Raw genomic sequence first — 18,252 nt, forward strand, 5'->3', positions numbered from 1 at the left:
CATGTAATTCGAGTGTAGGAAATCCCACGAAACGGGGCGAGTGTTATTGCTCAATAGTTTGAGCTAAAGTTCGTTTTTAGTGTTTATTGTCTCTAATGCAGGTAACGCTTTAGGCAAAGAGCAGCCTTTTATTGTCACCTTCTTTATTTTTAACCACACACGGATAAATCCTGCACGACTTAGCTTGGCTTGCTGCAACCGCTGACTCAATGACTGCCACGATGATGAGGCTTGATACTGATGCAGTTCTAGCTGTTGAGTTTGTCCTCGCAGTTTTCGGTATACCAATACGCGTGCGGTGGCCCAGCTTTTCGTTTTTAGTGCGCGGCTAAAGACTAACCATTGTGGCGTAGGTCGGGTACGGTAATAACGCACTAGCATCCGCATCAAGATATAGCTGGTCACCAGCAAAGCAAGCACGGTAAACAAAACAGGGCCGTAAAGCGATAGCCAAGAGCCCACGGTGTGTTTAACTGTAAAATGACGCCCTTCAAGTGTCAGTGTCTCAAGCTGCTGCGTTTTCGTGTTCCACCACTGTAACTTCAGGTTTGGAAAGTATAGATCGCCTCCTTTTTGCAGTACGTACACCACCTCTTCTGTTCGTGATGACTGATAATTTCCCCGTGACTGGCTATCGGCTAATGCATTGGGCTGCGGGTAGCGATGATAACTATCACTCGGCTCATGATTCTCTGTCGCGGCTAGCAAGGGAGGAAGCAACACCGATAAAGTATCCGTACCTGTCAGCGTCACGCTGCGCGTAATGCTATCGCCGACTTTTAGCTCACCCTGTTCACGCGATACTTGCCATTGCTCGGTCGCGGTTAACGCACTGGCTGCAACCCAACCCTGGCCTCCACTTAATAAACCAGACGGTAAACTGGCCTTAAATGCCAATGGTGGTGTGGTTAAATTCGCCTGTACATTCTGACCATTTGGCGCTGAAACTTGAGCTGTCACACTCGTCGGTGGAATATGAAATTGTCCCGATACCTGTGGGTACAAGGTAATTTCCCAGCGTTGAATAGACCAGGTTTGTCCATCACGACGCTGGGTATAATTGGTCGCTAACGGGTTACGTTGCTTAACAATGACATTAGGGATTTCAATATTGCCTATCCGTGTACCACCGGTTAACCAACGTGGAGTCGAGACTTCAACCACCATGATGATCTGTTCACTAACCGCATACACTGCTTCTTTCTGATCAAGTGCTGCTTTCTGGTCAGATGTTTCTCCATCACTGGCGGTATTACTATGCTTTGTACTTTGAGTAGCTTTGGCATTTTTATCAGCCCCTTCAAGCCAAGCATTCACACTCACCAAGTTTTTCATCTCAGCCTGATCAGACTTAGGGGTGATGCCACTTTCAGCGGCCATAACAGGTTGTAAAAATAATAAGATAAGACTGAGTAAGATCCACTTCGGCTTATTCGTTGGGTTCATCAGAGCCTCCTTGTGAGGTAGTAGAGCCAAGTTTGCCCTGAGCCGCCGTTTGCTCTATACGCTGTAACTGGAATTTAGCGCGCAAAAAGTATTTAGGATCAGCCTCTACCCGTCGCAGCCATTTATCGGCGAGTTCATCACTCCCGAGAATTTCATTGGCATTGAGCGTCTCTCGTACCATCATTTCTGAACTCACTTGCTCTTCTGCCCCTTCGGCAGTCTGCGGATTATCACCAAGTTCAAACGATTCTTCAGGGCCATCGGTCGTGCCTGATTGACTTTCACTGGTGCGGTTAATTTCTTCAACAATGCCTTTAATTACTTGGTAATTATGATCCGCTTGCTGACGAATAGGTTCGGTTTGCGCATGCTGCGCCAGTTGTAAGAACATGTCGCGTGCCGCGAGATATTCTCGCTGACGTGCCAACGCATTCGCGGCATTGAATAACCCTAATTCACGTTGTGCAGAACGCGTGTTATCAAGTGCCTCGCTACCCGTCTTTCCTACTTCCTGACTAACAACTGCAGGGCTTTGCTTACCCACTTGTAAAAAGGCACTGTGCGCCAACTGATATTCAGCACCATAGTAATACGCCACGCCTTTGCGTAAGGGATCAGTAAAGTGCTGCGCCGCTTTGACATACTCTTGCTGGTTAAAATAAAGCTGTCCTTGCTGATCTGGCGTTAACCACATATCGAGCCACCATGCCGACACACGGTCAAATACTGTGACCGTGTCAGTTTCTGCCGCAATTTCCTCTGCCGTTGGTGCCGCTTTCGTGTGAACACTTTGTGCTGACACAGGCGCTGAAAATGTCACGGGAAGAAGCACTGCTGCAATCAAGCACCATTGAACCAGCCACCCTTTACGAAACCACAACAGCAAAATAAAGGTGATAGGAAACAACACGTAATAGCCCATGTCTTTCCACGGCATTGCAGATTCATTATTGAGCTGCATGTGGCGCTCAACATAACGATTCAAGGTTTGCACATCACTGGCATCAATCGAAACCTCGACCAATTTTCCCTCAGTACTGTCTGCCAATTGGTTTAAAGATTTCAAATCAAAAGGCTGATGACTCACCACATCCGAGTTCCCCATCGCCAGCACTAATAACTGATGAGGGCTATTAGCAAAATAAGCACTAAAAGCGTCAATCGTGGTGGGGTTTGCACCGTCGGTAATTAATAAAACCGAGCCCGCTAATTCGTTACCCAACAAGCTAGAGATAAGCGGTAAGGCTTGCTCGGCAGATTTACCAGACTCCGGCATAATGCTCGGATCTATTGCCGCTAAAAATGGCGAAAACACATCGCTATCCTGGGTAGGTGGCATCGCCGTATGGGCAGAACCGCTATACACCACTAACCCTGTTTTACCGCCTTGCCTTAGCGCCAACAGGTCACGGACCTTTTGCTTAGCGCGCTCTAGACGGCTTGGCGCTACATCTTTTTCTAACATGGACTCGCTGGCATCCATCACCACCAGCATGGTCGCTTTGTCTTCACCAAAAGGGGACGCTTCACGCTGCCAACTCGGGCCTGCGCACACTAAAATTGCCAGCACCATCAACAGAGTCAGCACTTTAAGCGGAAGTTGTTTTTTCCAACCTTTCTCACCAATCGTCAGCGCATCACGTAAATGCTTTGGCAACACCTGCTGCCATGTTGATGCATCATCAAGCTGCCAGCGCCAATAAATAGTGACCGCCAAGGGAATAAACGCGAGTAACCACCAAGGGCGAATAAAGTGAAAAGCGGTCAGCAATTGCTGCCAAAACAAAGAATCAGTCATGCTGTTCGCCTCCTGGTATGTCTGCGAATCGCTTACGGCGCTTAACCACAACAACACGTTTTAATGTCAGGATGGAGAAAGTCAGTAAATAGATCACCACAACCGCACTGATCAAGTAATGGTGAATCGTCTGTTTAGGCCGATAGGTTGTGGCTTCATAAAGTGCAGGCTCCAACTCACCAATCGTGGCATAGGCTTGTTCCAGCTCAGACTGATTCAAGGCTTGAAAAGATTGGCCACCAGACAAGGCAGCAACACGTTTAATTGTATTCATATCTAACGCCTGCTCACCAACGGTTGCGGGATCTCCCATGGCGACCATGTGAATGCGTACACCTTTCGCCCCTGCCACTTTGGCCGCTTCTATAGGCTCAACAAAGCTGCCTGTGTCGTTGCCATCTGTCAGCACAATCGCCACTTTTTCTCTCGCAGGTTGGCTAGGGTCTTGGTCTTGGTCTTGGTCTTGGTCTTGGTCTTGGTCTTGGTCTTGGTCTTGGATATATGTTTGGTCAAAGACTTTAATCGCCAAACCAATCGCATCTCCCAAGTGCGTACTTTGCCCTGCCATCGCAACATCTGTTTGCTGTAACAGATCCAGCCAAGCTTGCTGATCGGCAGTAAACGGGGTTTGTAAAAACGCAGCGTCACCAAACAAAATTAAACCAAGACGATCCCCTTGACGCGTGTTAGCAAAATCCGTCAACACTTGCTTAGCTGCAGCCAAACGAGAGATACGTTGTCCCGCTTGAATCCCCTTTTCGGGGTTATCTTGAGTCGCAACAAAGTCGGTCTCTGCCATCGAGCCAGATAAATCCACCACCACCATGACATCACGACCAAACTGCTCACGCACCTGAGGCTTACCTAAAATCATTGGCTTAGCCAATGCAGTGATGACCAATAACCAAGATATGATTAAGATCACTCGTTGCCACCAGCTCGGCGTTAATTGGCTTGCACCTTGGTTGGGTGTTTCTCCCAACACCGCCATTAAGGTGTCAAAAAATGGAATTTTTATTGCCGTTTTCTTGGTGCGATAAGCGGGAATAAACCAATACACCAACAGAGGAAGTGGCAATAACAAGAAGCTGTAGGGGTGAACGAATTCAATCGATGCCCCTAGCCATGCGCTAAATATTGTCATCATTGCGCCCCTTTATTGCTTGCGCTAATTGACTCTGGCTTACGATGAAACAGCAACCACGTACGGGTATGCTCAATCAAAGTCGCTAATTCGGGTTCGGTCAGAGTTTGCTGACTCGACAAACTTGCCGCTAACCACTTTTTGCCAAGCTCCCCCCGATACTGAAAATCAGACTGAAAATCAGCATGATGTTCAGGCTTAATCTCAGTATCACCCTGTGCTCTTTTAAGCGTTGCCGATGGCAATAAACTATCGAGTTTTTGTAACAAAGCTTCACCAAATAACGCGGCATTTTTAGGGTCGAGATAAACCAACACTACTTTGATAATGGTTAGCAAAGACATGGCACTTTCGCGGGGCAAGCCAAGATCGAGTGTTGCCAATGCTTGCAAAGCTTCGCGGCGATAGCGGTTTTGCCACCACACATTGATGCGACGATAGCCCCAGACTAAACTAGCCATCAAGATCACGAGGGCCAGTATCTGCCAACCTATGGTTTGTGGCCACCACGCCACAGATTTCGGAACAGCAACATCAACAATATCGCGTAAAATATAGGTACTAGGTGGGGTGTGAATACTCATTAGCGCCCTCCCACCGCACGCTTAAATTGCTCGAGATGTTGTCCTTGAGTATCAAGTTCGATCATAGGAAGGCGTTGAACCGCCATAAGCTGTAAAAGCTGTTGTTTCTTTAATTGATGGTGTTGCTCTAACCCTTGGCGTGCTTTCTCCATTTGCTGACGATTAGCAAGATTAAATTGATAATCACCGTCCCCCACCACCCAAGGCGTAAATGAGCTGGGATCTGAAGCCTTATCTGCAGAATGCATCGCTGTAGAATGCATAGCCACGAAAGCACTTTCTAAAGGATCAGCAATGAGTACACCTAATACATCGTTGTGTTTTTGCAGATGCTTCAAATGAAGAATATCGTCACTGGTGACACCAGACCAATCACTCAAAAATATAATGGTGTTATTGCGGCATTTTAATCGCCCGAGTAATCGCACCAAAGCTGTCATACCAACATCGGGGCTATCTTGGCGGCTGACATCCAAGGCTTGATTAGCTTGAGCTAATTGATTGAGATTAGACAACACGTTAGCTTGCGAACGCTTAGGCATGCTGTATTCGATGTTATCGTGACGACTGATCACAAAACCGACCCGATCGCTGTCTTTCAGCACTCGCCACGCAGTTAAGGCAGCGATTTCAGCCGCGACCACAGACTTCATCATATTGACCGATGAAAAAAACATACTGCTGCGCTGATCAACACAAAGGATCACGCTACGATCTTTCTCTTCGGTGTAGCTTCGTACATGAGGCTTACCCGTTCGCATCGTGACCTTCCAATCAAGGTTACGAATATCATCACCTTGTTGGTAATGACGTAGCTCTTCAAAGTTCAGCCCTCGTCCACGAAACGATGAATGGTGCCGACCCGATAACGCGCTACCCGCTTTACGCTGAGGAAGGAAACTAAACCCATCAACCTGCGCTTGAAGTCTCACTAAGCGTGAGTAATCACAGTAAATTCGCTCATCGAGTTGCTTTGCAGAATGATTTGAAGCGTACTTTGATGAATGATCTGAAGAGTGCTTTGAAGTATCCCCGCTTTTACTCGTAACCTTTTTACTTCCAAATCTTGAACTATCCGCCTTTTGACTGCCGACCTTTCTTTTAAACATAGTGCCGCCTTAGCCAATTACGACATGATCAAGAAGCTCATTCACCACATCTTGGCGCGTAATGCCATCGGCTAACGCGTCATAGCTCAGCGTAAATCTGTGCCCGAGCACATTGGCAGCAACCGCGCGGATATCATCAGGCTCGACGTATGTTTTTCCTTGTAACCATGCATTGGCACGCGCACATTTATCTAATGCAATAGAAGCACGAGGACTCGCGCCGACATCAATCCAACGAGCAAGGCGAGAATCAGGGTAACGCTCGGGTTTTCGTGTCGCCATCACAAGGCCCACGATATAACGCTCAATGAGATCAGACACTTCAACTGTTGGCAAAGCTTGGCGTGCCGCTAAGATATTGGCAGGATCGATATTACGTACTTGGGTCTGGGTATCAGCGAGACTATCGCCACCGTTTACAGCGCTATTCAAAGTACCATTCAAAGCGCTATTCGAAGTGCTATCGGGATTCACTACCTCTTCACTGCGCACTAAACGAATAATCTCGGCTTCTGCATCATCGTCAGGGTAATCAACGGTGACCTTCATGATGAAGCGATCCATCTGCGCTTCTGGCAGTGGATATGTCCCTTCTTGTTCAATTGGGTTTTGGGTCGCCAATACCATGAAAAGCTCGGGTAATTGATGGGTTTTATCCCCGACAGTAATGGTGTTTTCCGCCATCGCTTCAAGCAAGGCCGCTTGCACTTTGGCTGGCGCACGGTTAATTTCATCAGCAAGCACTATGCTGTTAAAAATAGGACCTGGCTGGAAATGTAACTGTGGTTTCCCATCAAGATCTTGATACACCTCAGTGCCAGTGACATCCGAAGGAAGGAGATCTGGGGTAAATTGGATCCGACCAAAATCCGTATTCAAGGCGTTTGCTAAGGATTTCACCGAACGCGTTTTCGCTGTTCCCGGTAGACCTTCCAGCAACACGTGCCCATTGGTGAGTAGCCCTATCACCAAAGCCTGAACCACATGGCTTTGCCCTATGACGCTTTTTTCAGTTTGTTGAATTAATTGATTAATAGCTTGCTGTGCGTGGTTCATAACGTGCCCTCGAATGCTCAGTTCTTCACTGTGTACAACCTACCCTCAAATCCCATAACTATTGGTTATAAAACTCATACTGACTACGCGACAATTCGATCACTTTACGCGTATGTAACGCTGTAATTGTTGAATTGCTTCAGGCGGTGCAACACCCTCTAACTGGCTGGAACACTGCTCAAACGCTTGTGCTATTTCAGCTTGAGCGATATCACTTTGAACTATTTCACCTTGCGCATAGTTACGTGCCAAGACTTCGCACTCAGCATATAAATGTTGCGGATTGCCTCCGACTTGATACGCCATGTGGAGTGCTTTACTCGCAGCCAGCACATCAACTTTCTCTAATGCCAACCCGTATACGTACCAATATTGCGGGTTACGTTCGGCGGTTTCTGCGGCCTGCTTAAGGTACTGTGTCGCCTGTTGATGCTTGCTGGCACGTAACAAAGCTAAACCCGCACTGTATGGCAAGGCGCTGGATTTTGGCTGTGCTTTCATTCCTGCCAACAAAGTCGTCAATGCTTTATCTTCATCACCTTGAGTACGGTAGAGATCGGCGAGGTTGGCATAGCTATTTTCAAAATACGGCTCAATCTTAATTGCCTGTCGATACGATTGAATGGCTTTATCTGTTTGCCCTAAGTCACGATAAACATTCGCCAAATTAGTACGACCAAATCCTCGATCAGCATTAAAACTTTGAATCGCCATATAGTCATCTAACGGTGGTTGCAGCTGTTCACGTTGCGCCGAGTTCATTTGTTGATAGCTCCCCACCAAAGCCGCAGCGGTTTCAGCACGAATAGATAACACGGGATCATCCAACAAAGGTTCAAGGATTTGCCAGCGATCACCAAACGCATACCCGGCTGATCCAGCAATGGCCCCTAACCTGATCAAGTCGCTATCATGCTTCACCGAGCGCGCTAAAGACACCAAGGTATTCTTGCCTGTATTGCCAGCCATTCGTTCCAAAGCTGAAGCGCGAATAATGTCGCTCAACGAGGCATCTTGCGCGGAATACGCCAGTGCATCAGGTGCACCACGGTGTCCAATCGCATCAGCGTAAAACGCAACGGCAAAGTGTTGCTGGTTACGGTACTTAGAATTCGGGAACCAGCTAGCGATCTGTTTATCGGCCCATTGATCAGTTTGATCTTGATGGCACGACGTACACACATTAGGCGTCTTGATATGTTGGCTGAGATCGGGGCGTGGTACATGCCAGCTGTGATCACGACGAGGATCGACTTGCATGTAAGTCGTTTCAGGCATATGGCAACTGGTGCATTGCGAGGCTTCGCTATTCGCCTGATGGAAGGTATGTTTTTCTGGTGTGTATTCCGATGCAATATGGCATTGGCTACACACGGCTTCTTGAGGGATTTTCAATGTAGCACTGTGTGGATCATGACAGTTGGTACAAGTCACGCCTTTCTCTGCCATTTGTGATTGTAAGAAGGATCCATACACATAATCTTCATCAAATATCTGACCATCAGGATAATAAAGCTCGGCGGTAATCAGGCTGAGGCGATATTTATCGAGGAATGCACCTTTGACATGATCGGCAGTTTCATTGAGTTGCGTGCGTCGGCTATGACACTGGGCGCAAGTCTGTAGTTGCTGAGTAGGCACTATCTCTTTGGGTTGCAGGGTACTGTGCCCCTCTTGGTAAACCCACTCCTTTACCGCAGTCGACAGATCGCGATCAAAGCCATAATGAAGTTCTGATGAAATCGGCGATCCAGCCTGTTTAGCTTGTTGAGCTAACGCAATATGTTTACTGGCAGGGCCATGACAAGCCTCACAGCCGACATTAATTTCAGACCAAGTGGTCGTATAGGTATTGTTGGCTGAATCGTAGTTTTTTTGAAGGTTGGTTGAATGGCAATCGGCACACATGAAATTCCAATTCTGACCCGTATTGGTCCAGTAGAATTCATCGGTGGGTGTTAGATCAGGGTAAAGATGAAACCAACGCTGGCCGCCGTCTTTTGCACTTCTGGTGTCCCATGCAAACGGGATAAGCTGCAACCGCCCATCGTCAAACTCCACCATGTACTGCTGGAGAGGCGTCCAACCGAAGGTATAACTGATTTTGTAGTCGTGCCATTTTCCATCGGGTCCTTGAATATTGACCCAATACGCATCGCCCTTTCGGAAAAATCGGTTTGACTCACCTAGGTGAATCACACTGCGATCATCAAAATCACCCAATACAGATTCACTGTCTGCATGCCGCATCGCCATATCGTGGTGAGATCCTTGCCACGCCGCCGCTTCCTCGGTGTGACAATCCACACAAGCATCACTGCCTACAAATTGAGCTTGTGTACTTTCAATATTTGCCTCTTGCGCCAATAACGGCGCATTCAGCAACACAGCTAAGCTGAGAAAACACAGCCACCCACTTGCCCACTTCCATTGAGCCATAACTTTCCTTGTTATTTTATTCTCTAATCAAAGATAGAAAAGATTCTTCTTTTTAGACAAGCCATTAGCATATTTACCATAAAGAAAGGGCTCCGAAGAGCCCTTGCTATTGCGATAAAAATTACTTATTCGGATTTTCTTTCAGTTTCTCCATCACTTGATCAAGCGAGAAACTGGCCGCTTCTTGTCTTGGAGGGAACTCTTGGAAGGTTTCCAAAAATTTACCAACATATGCTTGCGCTGGCACTAGCATGTACGCGCGATCTAACATCCAATCATAGTAAGTATTAGAAGTCACATCAGCGATTTCGTATGGGTCCATACGCAAGTTGAAGATCTTAGGTACACGCAATGGGGTGAAGGGTTCAGCCCAAATACGTAAGGTCCCTTTCGCGCGCTGCTCTAGGAATACAATTTTCCAATTGTGGTAACGCAGTGAACTCAAATCGCCATCATCGGTGAAGTAGAAAATCTCTTCACGCGGCCCTTTTTCTTCGGTACCCGTTAGGTAAGGCAGGAAGTTATAGCCATCAAGGTGCACTTTGAATTTCTTATCACCCGCGCTGTAACCGTCTAGCAGTTTTTCTTTAATTTTGTCATCACCTGCGGCTGCCACTAATGTTGGCATCCAGTCCATGTGGTGCATGATTTCATTAGAGACAGATCCTGGTTCGATCTTACCCGGCCAACGTACCATAGCAGGTACGCGATATGCCCCTTCCCAGTTGGTATTTTTCTCACCACGGAATGGCGTCAAGCCTGCATCAGGCCATGAATTCATATGTGGGCCGTTATCCGTCGAGTAAAAAACGATGGTGCTATCTTTGATGCCCAAGTCATCAACTTTTTTCAGTAGTACCCCCACATGATTATCATGCTCAACCATACCGTCTGCATAAAAACTGATCCCTGTTTTCCCTGAGTTTTCAGCTTTCACATGCGTACGGAAATGCATTCGAGTCGCATTCCACCAAACAAAGAAAGGTTTTTCAGCTTTAACTGCGCGATCCATGAAGTCTAATGCGGCATCAAGGGTTTCATCATCGACCGTTTCCATCCGCTTACGTGTTAATGGGCCCGTATCTTCGATTTTGCCATCTGCATAAGATTTAATTACCCCACGAGGGCCGAATTTTTTACGAAATTCAGGGTCTTTCGGGTAATCAACATTCTCAGGTTCTTCCTCGGCGTTCAAATGATAAAGGTTGCCAAAAAATTCGTCGAAGCCGTGGTTCGATGGAAGATGTTCGTCTTTGTCACCTAGGTGGTTTTTACCGAACTGCCCTGTCATGTAGCCAAGGGGTTTCAGCATTTCCGCGATGGTAGCGTCTTCTGCTTGTAAGCCTAAATCCGCGCCAGGTAACCCCACTTTACTTAAACCTGTTCGCAGTACCGATTGACCCGTGATGAAAGTAGAACGACCCGCGGTGCAAGATTGTTCACCATAGTAATCCGTAAACATCATGCCTTCTTTGGCAATACTGTCGATATTCGGTGTTTTGTATCCAACTAAGCCAAAGGTGTAAGCACTAATATTGGTTTGCCCAATATCGTCCCCCCAAATAACCAATATGTTCGGTTTTTCTGCTGCGATGCTGCTACTTGTCGCGCCAATCCAAGCGGCGGCAAGAATCGCTAATCGGCGTTTAACGCCATATTTCGCTGTCATATAAACCTCTATCTCCAATAGAAATAAGCTTCCTGCACAAAAAGATATAGTTCACAAAATAAACAATTGCGAATCACTTCATGCACAGAAGACGCATATCTATGCTTCTACCCGCTTCACTAAAAACCAGATCACTCTCACAAGCAAATAAACCGCAGCAAGGTATTAACAAGGAATGGATTCTTTATTTTTAGAAGGTATTCGAAATAGGCATGCGTGATCTAAATCTCGCTTTACTCGAAAGCACTCTTGATAGAATTCAATGGTAAAACCAATGAATACAGCGAGTTAACAAGTCACTATAACTATTGTTTATAACCACTATAAAGCGACAATTTTCAATTACATCATTAACTTATTAGCCAACGACAGCACAGGCGCTTACTTGTGCTTCACTTTCAACTCTTAACTAATTTGGAGTTTTTATGGCTTACCAAATGAGCAAACTGGCCGTCAGTATTGGTGTGCTGGCAACGTCTGGCGCAGCAGTTGCGGCAGATCAGCCAAACATCCTTGCTATCTTCGGCGATGATGTCGGTTACTGGAACATCAGTGCTTACAACCAAGGCATGATGGGGTACGAAACCCCCAACATCGACCGTATCGCGAATGAAGGTGCACTATTCACTGATCACTATGGTCAGCAATCTTGTACTGCGGGGCGTGCCGCGTTCATAACCGGCCAAGAACCGTTTCGTACCGGCTTGTTAACTATTGGTATGCCAGGTTCAGATCAGGGCATTCCTGACTGGGCCCCAACCATTGCCGACCTTTTGAAAGACCAAGGTTACATGACGGCGCAATTTGGTAAAAACCACCTTGGTGACCAAGATAAACACCTACCCACTAACCACGGTTTTGATGAATTCTTTGGTAACCTTTACCACTTAAACGCAGAAGAAGAGCCTGAAACTTACTACTACCCGAAAGATCCAGAGTTCCGCAAGAACTATGGCCCACGTGGCGTTATCAAGTCTTTCGCTGACGGCAAGATTGAAGACACAGGCCCAATGACGCGCAAGCGCATGGAGCATGCTGATGAAGAGTTCCTAGAAACGTCACTGGCATTTATGGAAAAAGCGGTGAAAGCCGACAAACCTTTCTTCATTTGGCACAACACCACACGTATGCACGTTTGGACGCGCCTTCAAGAGAAGTACCAAGGCAAATCAGGTATCAGCATCTATGCCGATGGCATGTTAGAGCACGATGACCAAGTCGGCATCTTATTAGACAAACTTGATGATCTTGGCGTAGCCGATAACACCATAGTTATTTACTCAACCGATAACGGTGCTGAAACCGTATCTTGGCCTGACGGCGGTGCGACACCATTCCACGGTGAAAAAGGCACAACATGGGAAGGCGGGATGCGTGTTCCTCAGCTTGTTCGCTGGCCTGGCGTCATTGAACCGGGCACTAAAATCAACGAGATGATGGCGCACCAAGATTGGCTACCAACCTTGCTTGCTGCCGCTGGCGTTGACGATGTGAAAGAGAAACTTGCGAAAGGCTATAAAGCCAATGGTAAAGAGTGGAAAGTACACATTGATGGCTACAACTTTAAACCTTACTTCCAAGGTAAAGAAGAAAAAGGCCCACGTGATTCACTACTCTACTTTACAGCGAATGGCGAATTAAATGCCGTGCGCTGGAATGACTGGAAACTGCACTTCGCAACGCTTGAAGGTAACATTACTGACGCCGTACGTTTCTCACCAAACTGGCCGAAGATCATCCACCTACGTGCAGACCCATTTGAAAAAGCACCACACGAATCAGGCATGTACCTACGTTGGATGGCAGATAACATGTGGTTATTCGTACCAATTCAAGACGTGCTAGGTGAGTTCTTCCAAACATTACCAGATTACCCAATGCAGCAAGGTGCGATCATGAACCCAGCTAGCATTAACTACCAATCGCTAGGTCTTAAAGCCAAAATGAATCAACTTGATGAGCTACAAAAGAAAGTAGCGACGATGAAGTAATAACCTCTAAGCTCATTCGTAGAGATAACGAATAGTTAAATAAAAAGCGCCTATCATTGCTGATAGGCGCTCTCATTGCTAACAGGCGCTTTCTTCTTAAATGTTATCGTAAATATTGCTAGAACTTATTTACCAATAACAGGGATACCCGTTCCGCGTTGCGCTGCGCGAGGCATGACAAATACCACTGGCGTCCACGCAGGGATCGTTAACACTTCACCGTCTGCTTTGGCACCTTTGGCTAAATCAGAATGGTGTAGTGCACTCACTTGTAGCCCTTTAACCCCTTTGAGGGTAAAGGTTTTAGAAGTACTTGACGCATTAATCGCCACGACTAAAGCGTCTTTCTTAGGATCAATATCGACACCCGCACCAATACCGTTATCGATGCTCATCACAATTAAACCTGGCTGTTGTTTTGGTCCTGTATTGTGAAAATCGATACGTTTGTTCACTTCACTGCCTTTACCTAAAGTCAGTAATGGGTAAGCTTTACGTAGTGCTGCCATTTCTTTGTAGTACACCGCCATATCTTGAATGTTTTCAGGTGCAGGCTGTGCATCCAAACCGCTGCGAGTAATAACGTCATTGATTGCATCGTAGTTATCACTATCTTTATCTTTACGCGGTAAGCCCTTGTTCCAATTATTACCTTGGTAAGTAAAATCAACATGGTTATACCAATCACCAGAATCGTAAGAATCTCGCTGCATTGATTTAGAACGCAATAAATCCGAACCCATATGAGTAAATGGCACGCCTTGACCTAACATTGCGGTTGCTAACGACACGGCTTGCATACGTACACGTGTATCAATCGATGTTGCATCTGGCGCTTTATACTGGGTGTTATCCCACAACGTTTGGTTATCGTGTTTCGACACGTAATTCTGCACCTCTGTAGGATCATCGGCATAGCCTGCAGCTTGACCGTTATAATCCAGCTGCTTACCCGTGATTGCCTTGCCGGTAGCATCAATAAACGTGAATGTTTTGATATTCCCAGCCATACCTAAACGCGTCAAATCCGCTAGATGAAGGCGTGATTTAACAACATCAGCATCAGTTTGGTCGTTCACACCATTACCAAACCCTTTATTAGTTCGCAGCGCATCACCACTATCAAATGGGCCACCACCACGAACGGCATCACGTAGGCGATCCGAGAAGCTACCAATACCGGTTCCACCTAAGTGTTTTTGCGTCGCTTGCACAAACAACTTGTCGTTTTCTACTTCACCAAAGTTCCAGCCTTCACCATAGAAGTAAGTATTTGGGTCAACACGTTTTACCGCTTCAAGCGACTCTTCGATTTGTGCTAACGGGTGATGACCCATTAAGTCAAAGCGGAATGAATCAATCTTGTAATCACGCGCCCAAACCACCAGCGAATCTTTAATTAACTTGGCCATCATGGCATTTTCAGGAGCCGTATTAGAACAACAGGTGGAATTTTTCACCTGCCCTGTTACTGGGTCTAAACGGTTGTAGTACCAAGGTACAATCTTATCCAATACCGATGTGTCAGCCGTAGGGCCAGCGGCATTCGTATGGTTATACACCACATCCATCACCACGTTCATTCCAATATTTTCTTTAATCGATTGGATCATTTCACGGGTTTCAAGAATCCGTTGTGTTCCCTCTGGATTAGTCGAGTACGAACCTTCAGGCACTGTGTAATGGAATGGGTCATATCCCCAGTTGAATCCATCAGTAGAAGAAACATAACGGTTCAACTCCTGAACAACTGGATTGGCGGGTGTATCGTTATCGCGCTCGATTTCAAGTACTTCAGCAATCGTCAAACCAGACATGCAATAGTTGCTAAAGCGCGACGTAGTAATCGCTTTATTGACGTTACATAACTTACTGAAAGACTCATCGATATTCGCAACTTTTGACGGATCTTCTTCGATGGTCGCAATATCAAAAATAGGCAATAAATGTAAGTGAGTCACACCACTTTCGCTGAGCGATTTTAGATGTTGTACAGGTGCACTATCATCATCGGTAAATGCGGTGAATTTACCGCGGTCTTCGGCAGGTACGGATTCATCTAGAGCAGAAAAATCGCGGACATGTGACTCATAAATCACGAACTTCGCAGGATTGTCTTGAGCAATAGGCGCTTTTAAGCTGTCCCAACCAGCAGGTTTTAATGCGGGATCATTCAAATTAACGACTTGGCTGTATTCAGAGTTGCGAGATAAACTCAATGCATACGGGTCAGTCACCTGATAGCTTTCCACCTTACTTGAAACTGGATGGACAACATTCACTAGGTAACGATAGTAAGTACCGCTCGGTGCTTGATTGGTATTCACCGACCATACACCAGACTCAGCCTGATAAGCCATTTGTAATCGGCCCAGTTCTTTTTTGTCTTGATTAAACAGTACAGCAACCACGTTTTGTGCCGATGGTGCCCATAATCGGAAACTGGTGTTAATACCGTCTGTAATTGCGCCAAGTTCGATATCTTTTGCTTTATCTGCAAACAGATTATCTAAACTGCCCGCCGACTGTACTTTAGTTGCAGCAAGCACATCGCCTTTGTCATCAACTGCAATAGCCACTAATTCAGCTTTCACAATCGGACGCATATTGATTTTAGGATCTATGCTGTAAGCCGTTTTGTTCGCAAACTGCGGGTATTTTCTTGACGCTTCAACTGAAAGTGTACCTGCAGATAATTCAATATATTGGTTAGTAAACTGGTAATTATCACCTTTAGGTTCCACATCTGATGCGAGCGATAGATACAAGCGCACATCTTTTGCCCCTGTCGCACCGTCCCACACTAAAGTATGTGCATCCACTAGGTGCGCTTCAGCATTGGCAACACCCGCCAACGACAAGAAGGCTTCTTCGCGGCTATCATAAGGTTCGGTCACACCAGGGGTTAATGAACCAGTACGATCGGTAATAGTGTCAAAATCAAACTTCACATTTTCGGAAAGTTTATCTGTCCCTTTTCTTACTATGATGTTCATACAGTTTGGCGAAGCGTTTTGCAGTGGTAACTTCCAGTACGGGCCGTTACTATCAGAACCTGTCGGCGTATTGACGACTTTACTCCAGTCATGATCAATTAAGGTTTTACCCGCTCGTTTACACGTATCATCATTCCAAATGTATAAGTTGTAATCACTATAATCTTTCGACGAAGTCTTAGCTGATGCTCCTTCAGGGGCTTTTTCAACTAAATATAAAACAGCCTCACCATTACCCGCTTTAGCAGGCTCATCCACTTTACCTGTGGCTTTTAGTTTCGCGATAGGGCCTGATGTTTCAGGAATTACGATATTTATTTGTGGCGGATTAGTGGTATCAAAATAACTGTCCTTGTTACCACTGTTATTATCATCACTGCTATTACATCCCGTTAGTGCTGTTGCGTAGAGTAATGGGATTATAATTTGTGCCGTTTTAGACAGAGTAAATTTCACGTTTCATTCCCTTGTTATTGGATTTTGGACAAAGATATGAAATTTCGTGTCATGCAAACTGTGATATGTGCAATCTTCTTTAAAACAGCAGCGTTTTATTACTTTTTATGGGCAGGCACTCACCCTTTGTAGGGGTACACCAAAAATCACCTCACCGTACAAAATGTTGCGAGGCTCATGTTTATTGCCGCAGATTAGCGTTCTGCTCTGCCATGACTATTAATATGACCCGTCCTGATATGGGTTGACACTTGATTGACTAAAACGCTCGATGTATTTCATCGGGCGTTTTGTATTTTAGAGCTGTGTGAGGCCTATATTCATTATAGATTTTTACTGATTCGGCGACCATTTTCTTTGCTTCATCTAAATCATTCGGCTTATTCAACAGATACTCCATCTTCAGTATTCCGTTGATCCTCTCTGCCAACGCATTCTGATAACAGTCATAGCCATCAGTCATTGAGCAAGATACATCATACTGTCGATGCAACTCTTGGTATTCAACAGAGCAGTACTGAACACCTCGATCTGAGTGATGAACAAGCTCACCTGTATTCTTCCGCTCTTTCAACGCGTTTAAAAAGGCCTGCTTGACCGTGCGAGCTTTCATATCATCACCTATGTGATAGCCCACGATTTTTCTTGAGTAAGCGTCCGTCACTAAACTGAGATAAGTACTACCACGTCGCGTTGCTAGATAAGTAATATCGGCAACCCATAATTGCTCTGGTCTTTCCGGTATTAAGCCTTCTTTGATTCGATTTGGATGGCAGTAAAAGCGATGATTACTGTTTGTGGTTCGATGATAAGCCCTTCGATTTTGCACTAATAATCGATTCATTCTCAACAGAGAGAATAAGCGGTCTCGCCCGATTTCAATATCGTTCTGAGCAAGTAAATACTTGATCTTACGAGTCCCTATACGAGGGTGCATCATCCTTTGCTCCTTCACAAAACCGAGTACTGATTCATCTTTCTTTGTTTGATGAATTTCTGCAACACAGCGCTTGTAGAAAGCTTGTCGTGTAATACCTATGAAGTGACAAGCTTTAGTGACGGTCAACTTTCTGACCGTTTTTTCCTTAATAACTCGGCCTTGCGCTTCTTTGAGATTCGGACACCGAAATCTCGATCCATGACTTTTACTACCGCTTCAAAGAACTCAGCTTTGAGCTGAGTCTCTTCCAATTGCTGCTCGAGTTCTTTGATTCGTTGCTCTGGGGTTTGAGTTGAGGAAGGGTTTGACATAGTCGCTCCTAACGCTCTCGATTGTTCTATTCCTTTAGACCAATCTAGTTGACCATGTTTGCGAAGCCAAACTAAAACGGTAGAGCGACCTTGGATCCCATAACGCTCTTGAGCTTGCTTATAAGTCATTTCGCCTTTTTCAACTTGGCTTACGACTGCCAATTTAAAGGCAAGAGAATAATCTCGTTGAGTACGTCTACTTGTTGTTTTCATGACACTCTCCAATTTCATGTTGGAAATGTGTCAACCATATTTAGGACGGTACAATACAAAAAAAAGAGGCTGCATTTAGCAGCCTCTTATTTAATTACAA

The 18,252-nt window shown here is 45.8% G+C and carries 10 protein-coding genes and 2 pseudogenes; 1 reads left to right on the forward strand and 11 read right to left on the reverse strand.

Annotated elements, in window-relative coordinates; all coding sequences use genetic code 11:
- Positions 1 to 63 precede the first annotated feature (63 nt).
- The 9 genes and pseudogenes from OCU87_RS23175 to OCU87_RS23210 all read right to left on the reverse strand — a co-directional run bounded on the left by OCU87_RS23175 (position 64) and on the right by OCU87_RS23210 (position 11,245).
- Positions 64 to 1,446, reverse strand: coding sequence for a hypothetical protein (locus OCU87_RS23175; RefSeq protein WP_261858642.1), 1,383 nt, complete (start codon positions 1,444 to 1,446; stop codon positions 64 to 66).
- Positions 1,430 to 3,244 carry a vWA domain-containing protein gene (locus OCU87_RS23180; protein WP_261858643.1) on the reverse strand — a complete coding sequence of 605 codons (1,815 nt, stop codon included), beginning with the start codon at positions 3,242 to 3,244 and terminating at the stop codon, positions 1,430 to 1,432. Before OCU87_RS23180 ends, OCU87_RS23175 begins: the two co-directional genes overlap by 17 nt.
- Complete coding sequence (locus tag OCU87_RS23185) at positions 3,237 to 4,391, reverse strand: vWA domain-containing protein (protein ID WP_261858644.1); 1,155 nt, start codon at positions 4,389 to 4,391, stop codon at positions 3,237 to 3,239. Before OCU87_RS23185 ends, OCU87_RS23180 begins: the two co-directional genes overlap by 8 nt.
- Positions 4,388 to 4,972, reverse strand: a complete 585-nt coding sequence (locus OCU87_RS23190; RefSeq protein WP_261858645.1) for a DUF4381 domain-containing protein — start codon at positions 4,970 to 4,972, stop codon at positions 4,388 to 4,390. Before OCU87_RS23190 ends, OCU87_RS23185 begins: the two co-directional genes overlap by 4 nt.
- On the reverse strand, positions 4,972 to 6,081 hold the full coding sequence (locus OCU87_RS23195) for a DUF58 domain-containing protein (RefSeq protein WP_261858646.1): 1,110 nt from the start codon (positions 6,079 to 6,081) through the stop codon (positions 4,972 to 4,974). The genes OCU87_RS23190 and OCU87_RS23195 overlap by 1 nt, the downstream gene beginning before the upstream one ends.
- A gap of 9 nt (positions 6,082 to 6,090) precedes the next feature.
- Positions 6,091 to 6,438, reverse strand: a pseudogene (locus tag OCU87_RS25095) (AAA family ATPase); the annotation flags it as partial.
- A 117-nt stretch (positions 6,439 to 6,555) separates the two neighbouring features.
- A pseudogene (locus OCU87_RS25100) lies at positions 6,556 to 7,137 on the reverse strand (AAA family ATPase); the annotation flags it as partial.
- Between the two features lie 99 nt (positions 7,138 to 7,236).
- Positions 7,237 to 9,576, reverse strand: coding sequence for a multiheme c-type cytochrome (locus OCU87_RS23205; RefSeq protein WP_261858648.1), 2,340 nt, complete (start codon positions 9,574 to 9,576; stop codon positions 7,237 to 7,239).
- 121 nt (positions 9,577 to 9,697) lie between these two features.
- Positions 9,698 to 11,245 carry an arylsulfatase gene (locus OCU87_RS23210; RefSeq protein WP_261858649.1) on the reverse strand — a complete coding sequence of 516 codons (1,548 nt, stop codon included), beginning with the start codon at positions 11,243 to 11,245 and terminating at the stop codon, positions 9,698 to 9,700.
- 425 nt (positions 11,246 to 11,670) lie between these two features.
- Between OCU87_RS23210 and OCU87_RS23215 the strand changes: the two genes are divergently transcribed.
- Complete coding sequence (locus OCU87_RS23215; protein ID WP_261858650.1) at positions 11,671 to 13,236, forward strand: arylsulfatase; 1,566 nt, start codon at positions 11,671 to 11,673, stop codon at positions 13,234 to 13,236.
- A gap of 125 nt (positions 13,237 to 13,361) precedes the next feature.
- On the opposite strand, the gene pulA is transcribed toward OCU87_RS23215, so the two are convergent.
- Both pulA and OCU87_RS23225 read right to left on the reverse strand, forming a co-directional pair.
- A complete protein-coding gene (pulA, locus tag OCU87_RS23220; RefSeq protein ID WP_261858651.1) occupies positions 13,362 to 16,688 on the reverse strand; it encodes a pullulanase-type alpha-1,6-glucosidase in 3,327 nt (1,108 codons plus the stop codon).
- A 259-nt stretch (positions 16,689 to 16,947) separates the two neighbouring features.
- Positions 16,948 to 18,152, reverse strand: a protein-coding gene (locus tag OCU87_RS23225; protein ID WP_261858652.1) for an IS3 family transposase whose coding sequence is annotated in 2 segments (ribosomal slippage) — positions 16,948 to 17,765 and positions 17,765 to 18,152 — 1,206 coding nt in all. Because the reading frame shifts where the segments join, the coding sequence is not laid out codon by codon here.
- Positions 18,153 to 18,252: the final 100 nt, after the last annotated feature.

Source organism: Photobacterium sanguinicancri (assembly GCF_024346675.1).
Classification (GTDB): domain Bacteria; phylum Pseudomonadota; class Gammaproteobacteria; order Enterobacterales; family Vibrionaceae; genus Photobacterium; species Photobacterium sanguinicancri.

Bases quoted from the DNA above. Each gene is read 5' to 3' on its own strand.
- OCU87_RS23195 (WP_261858646.1), bottom strand. From the start codon at position 6,081: ATGTTTAAAAGAAAGGTCGGCAGTCAAAAGGCGGATAGTTCAAGATTT.
- OCU87_RS23175 (WP_261858642.1), bottom strand. From the start codon at position 1,446: ATGAACCCAACGAATAAGCCGAAGTGGATCTTACTCAGTCTTATCTTA.
- OCU87_RS23180 (WP_261858643.1), bottom strand. From the start codon at position 3,244: ATGACTGATTCTTTGTTTTGGCAGCAATTGCTGACCGCTTTTCACTTT.
- OCU87_RS23185 (WP_261858644.1), bottom strand. From the start codon at position 4,391: ATGATGACAATATTTAGCGCATGGCTAGGGGCATCGATTGAATTCGTT.
- OCU87_RS23205 (WP_261858648.1), bottom strand. From the start codon at position 9,576: ATGGCTCAATGGAAGTGGGCAAGTGGGTGGCTGTGTTTTCTCAGCTTA.
- OCU87_RS23210 (WP_261858649.1), bottom strand. From the start codon at position 11,245: ATGACAGCGAAATATGGCGTTAAACGCCGATTAGCGATTCTTGCCGCC.
- OCU87_RS23215 (WP_261858650.1), top strand. From the start codon at position 11,671: ATGGCTTACCAAATGAGCAAACTGGCCGTCAGTATTGGTGTGCTGGCA.
- OCU87_RS23190 (WP_261858645.1), bottom strand. From the start codon at position 4,972: ATGAGTATTCACACCCCACCTAGTACCTATATTTTACGCGATATTGTT.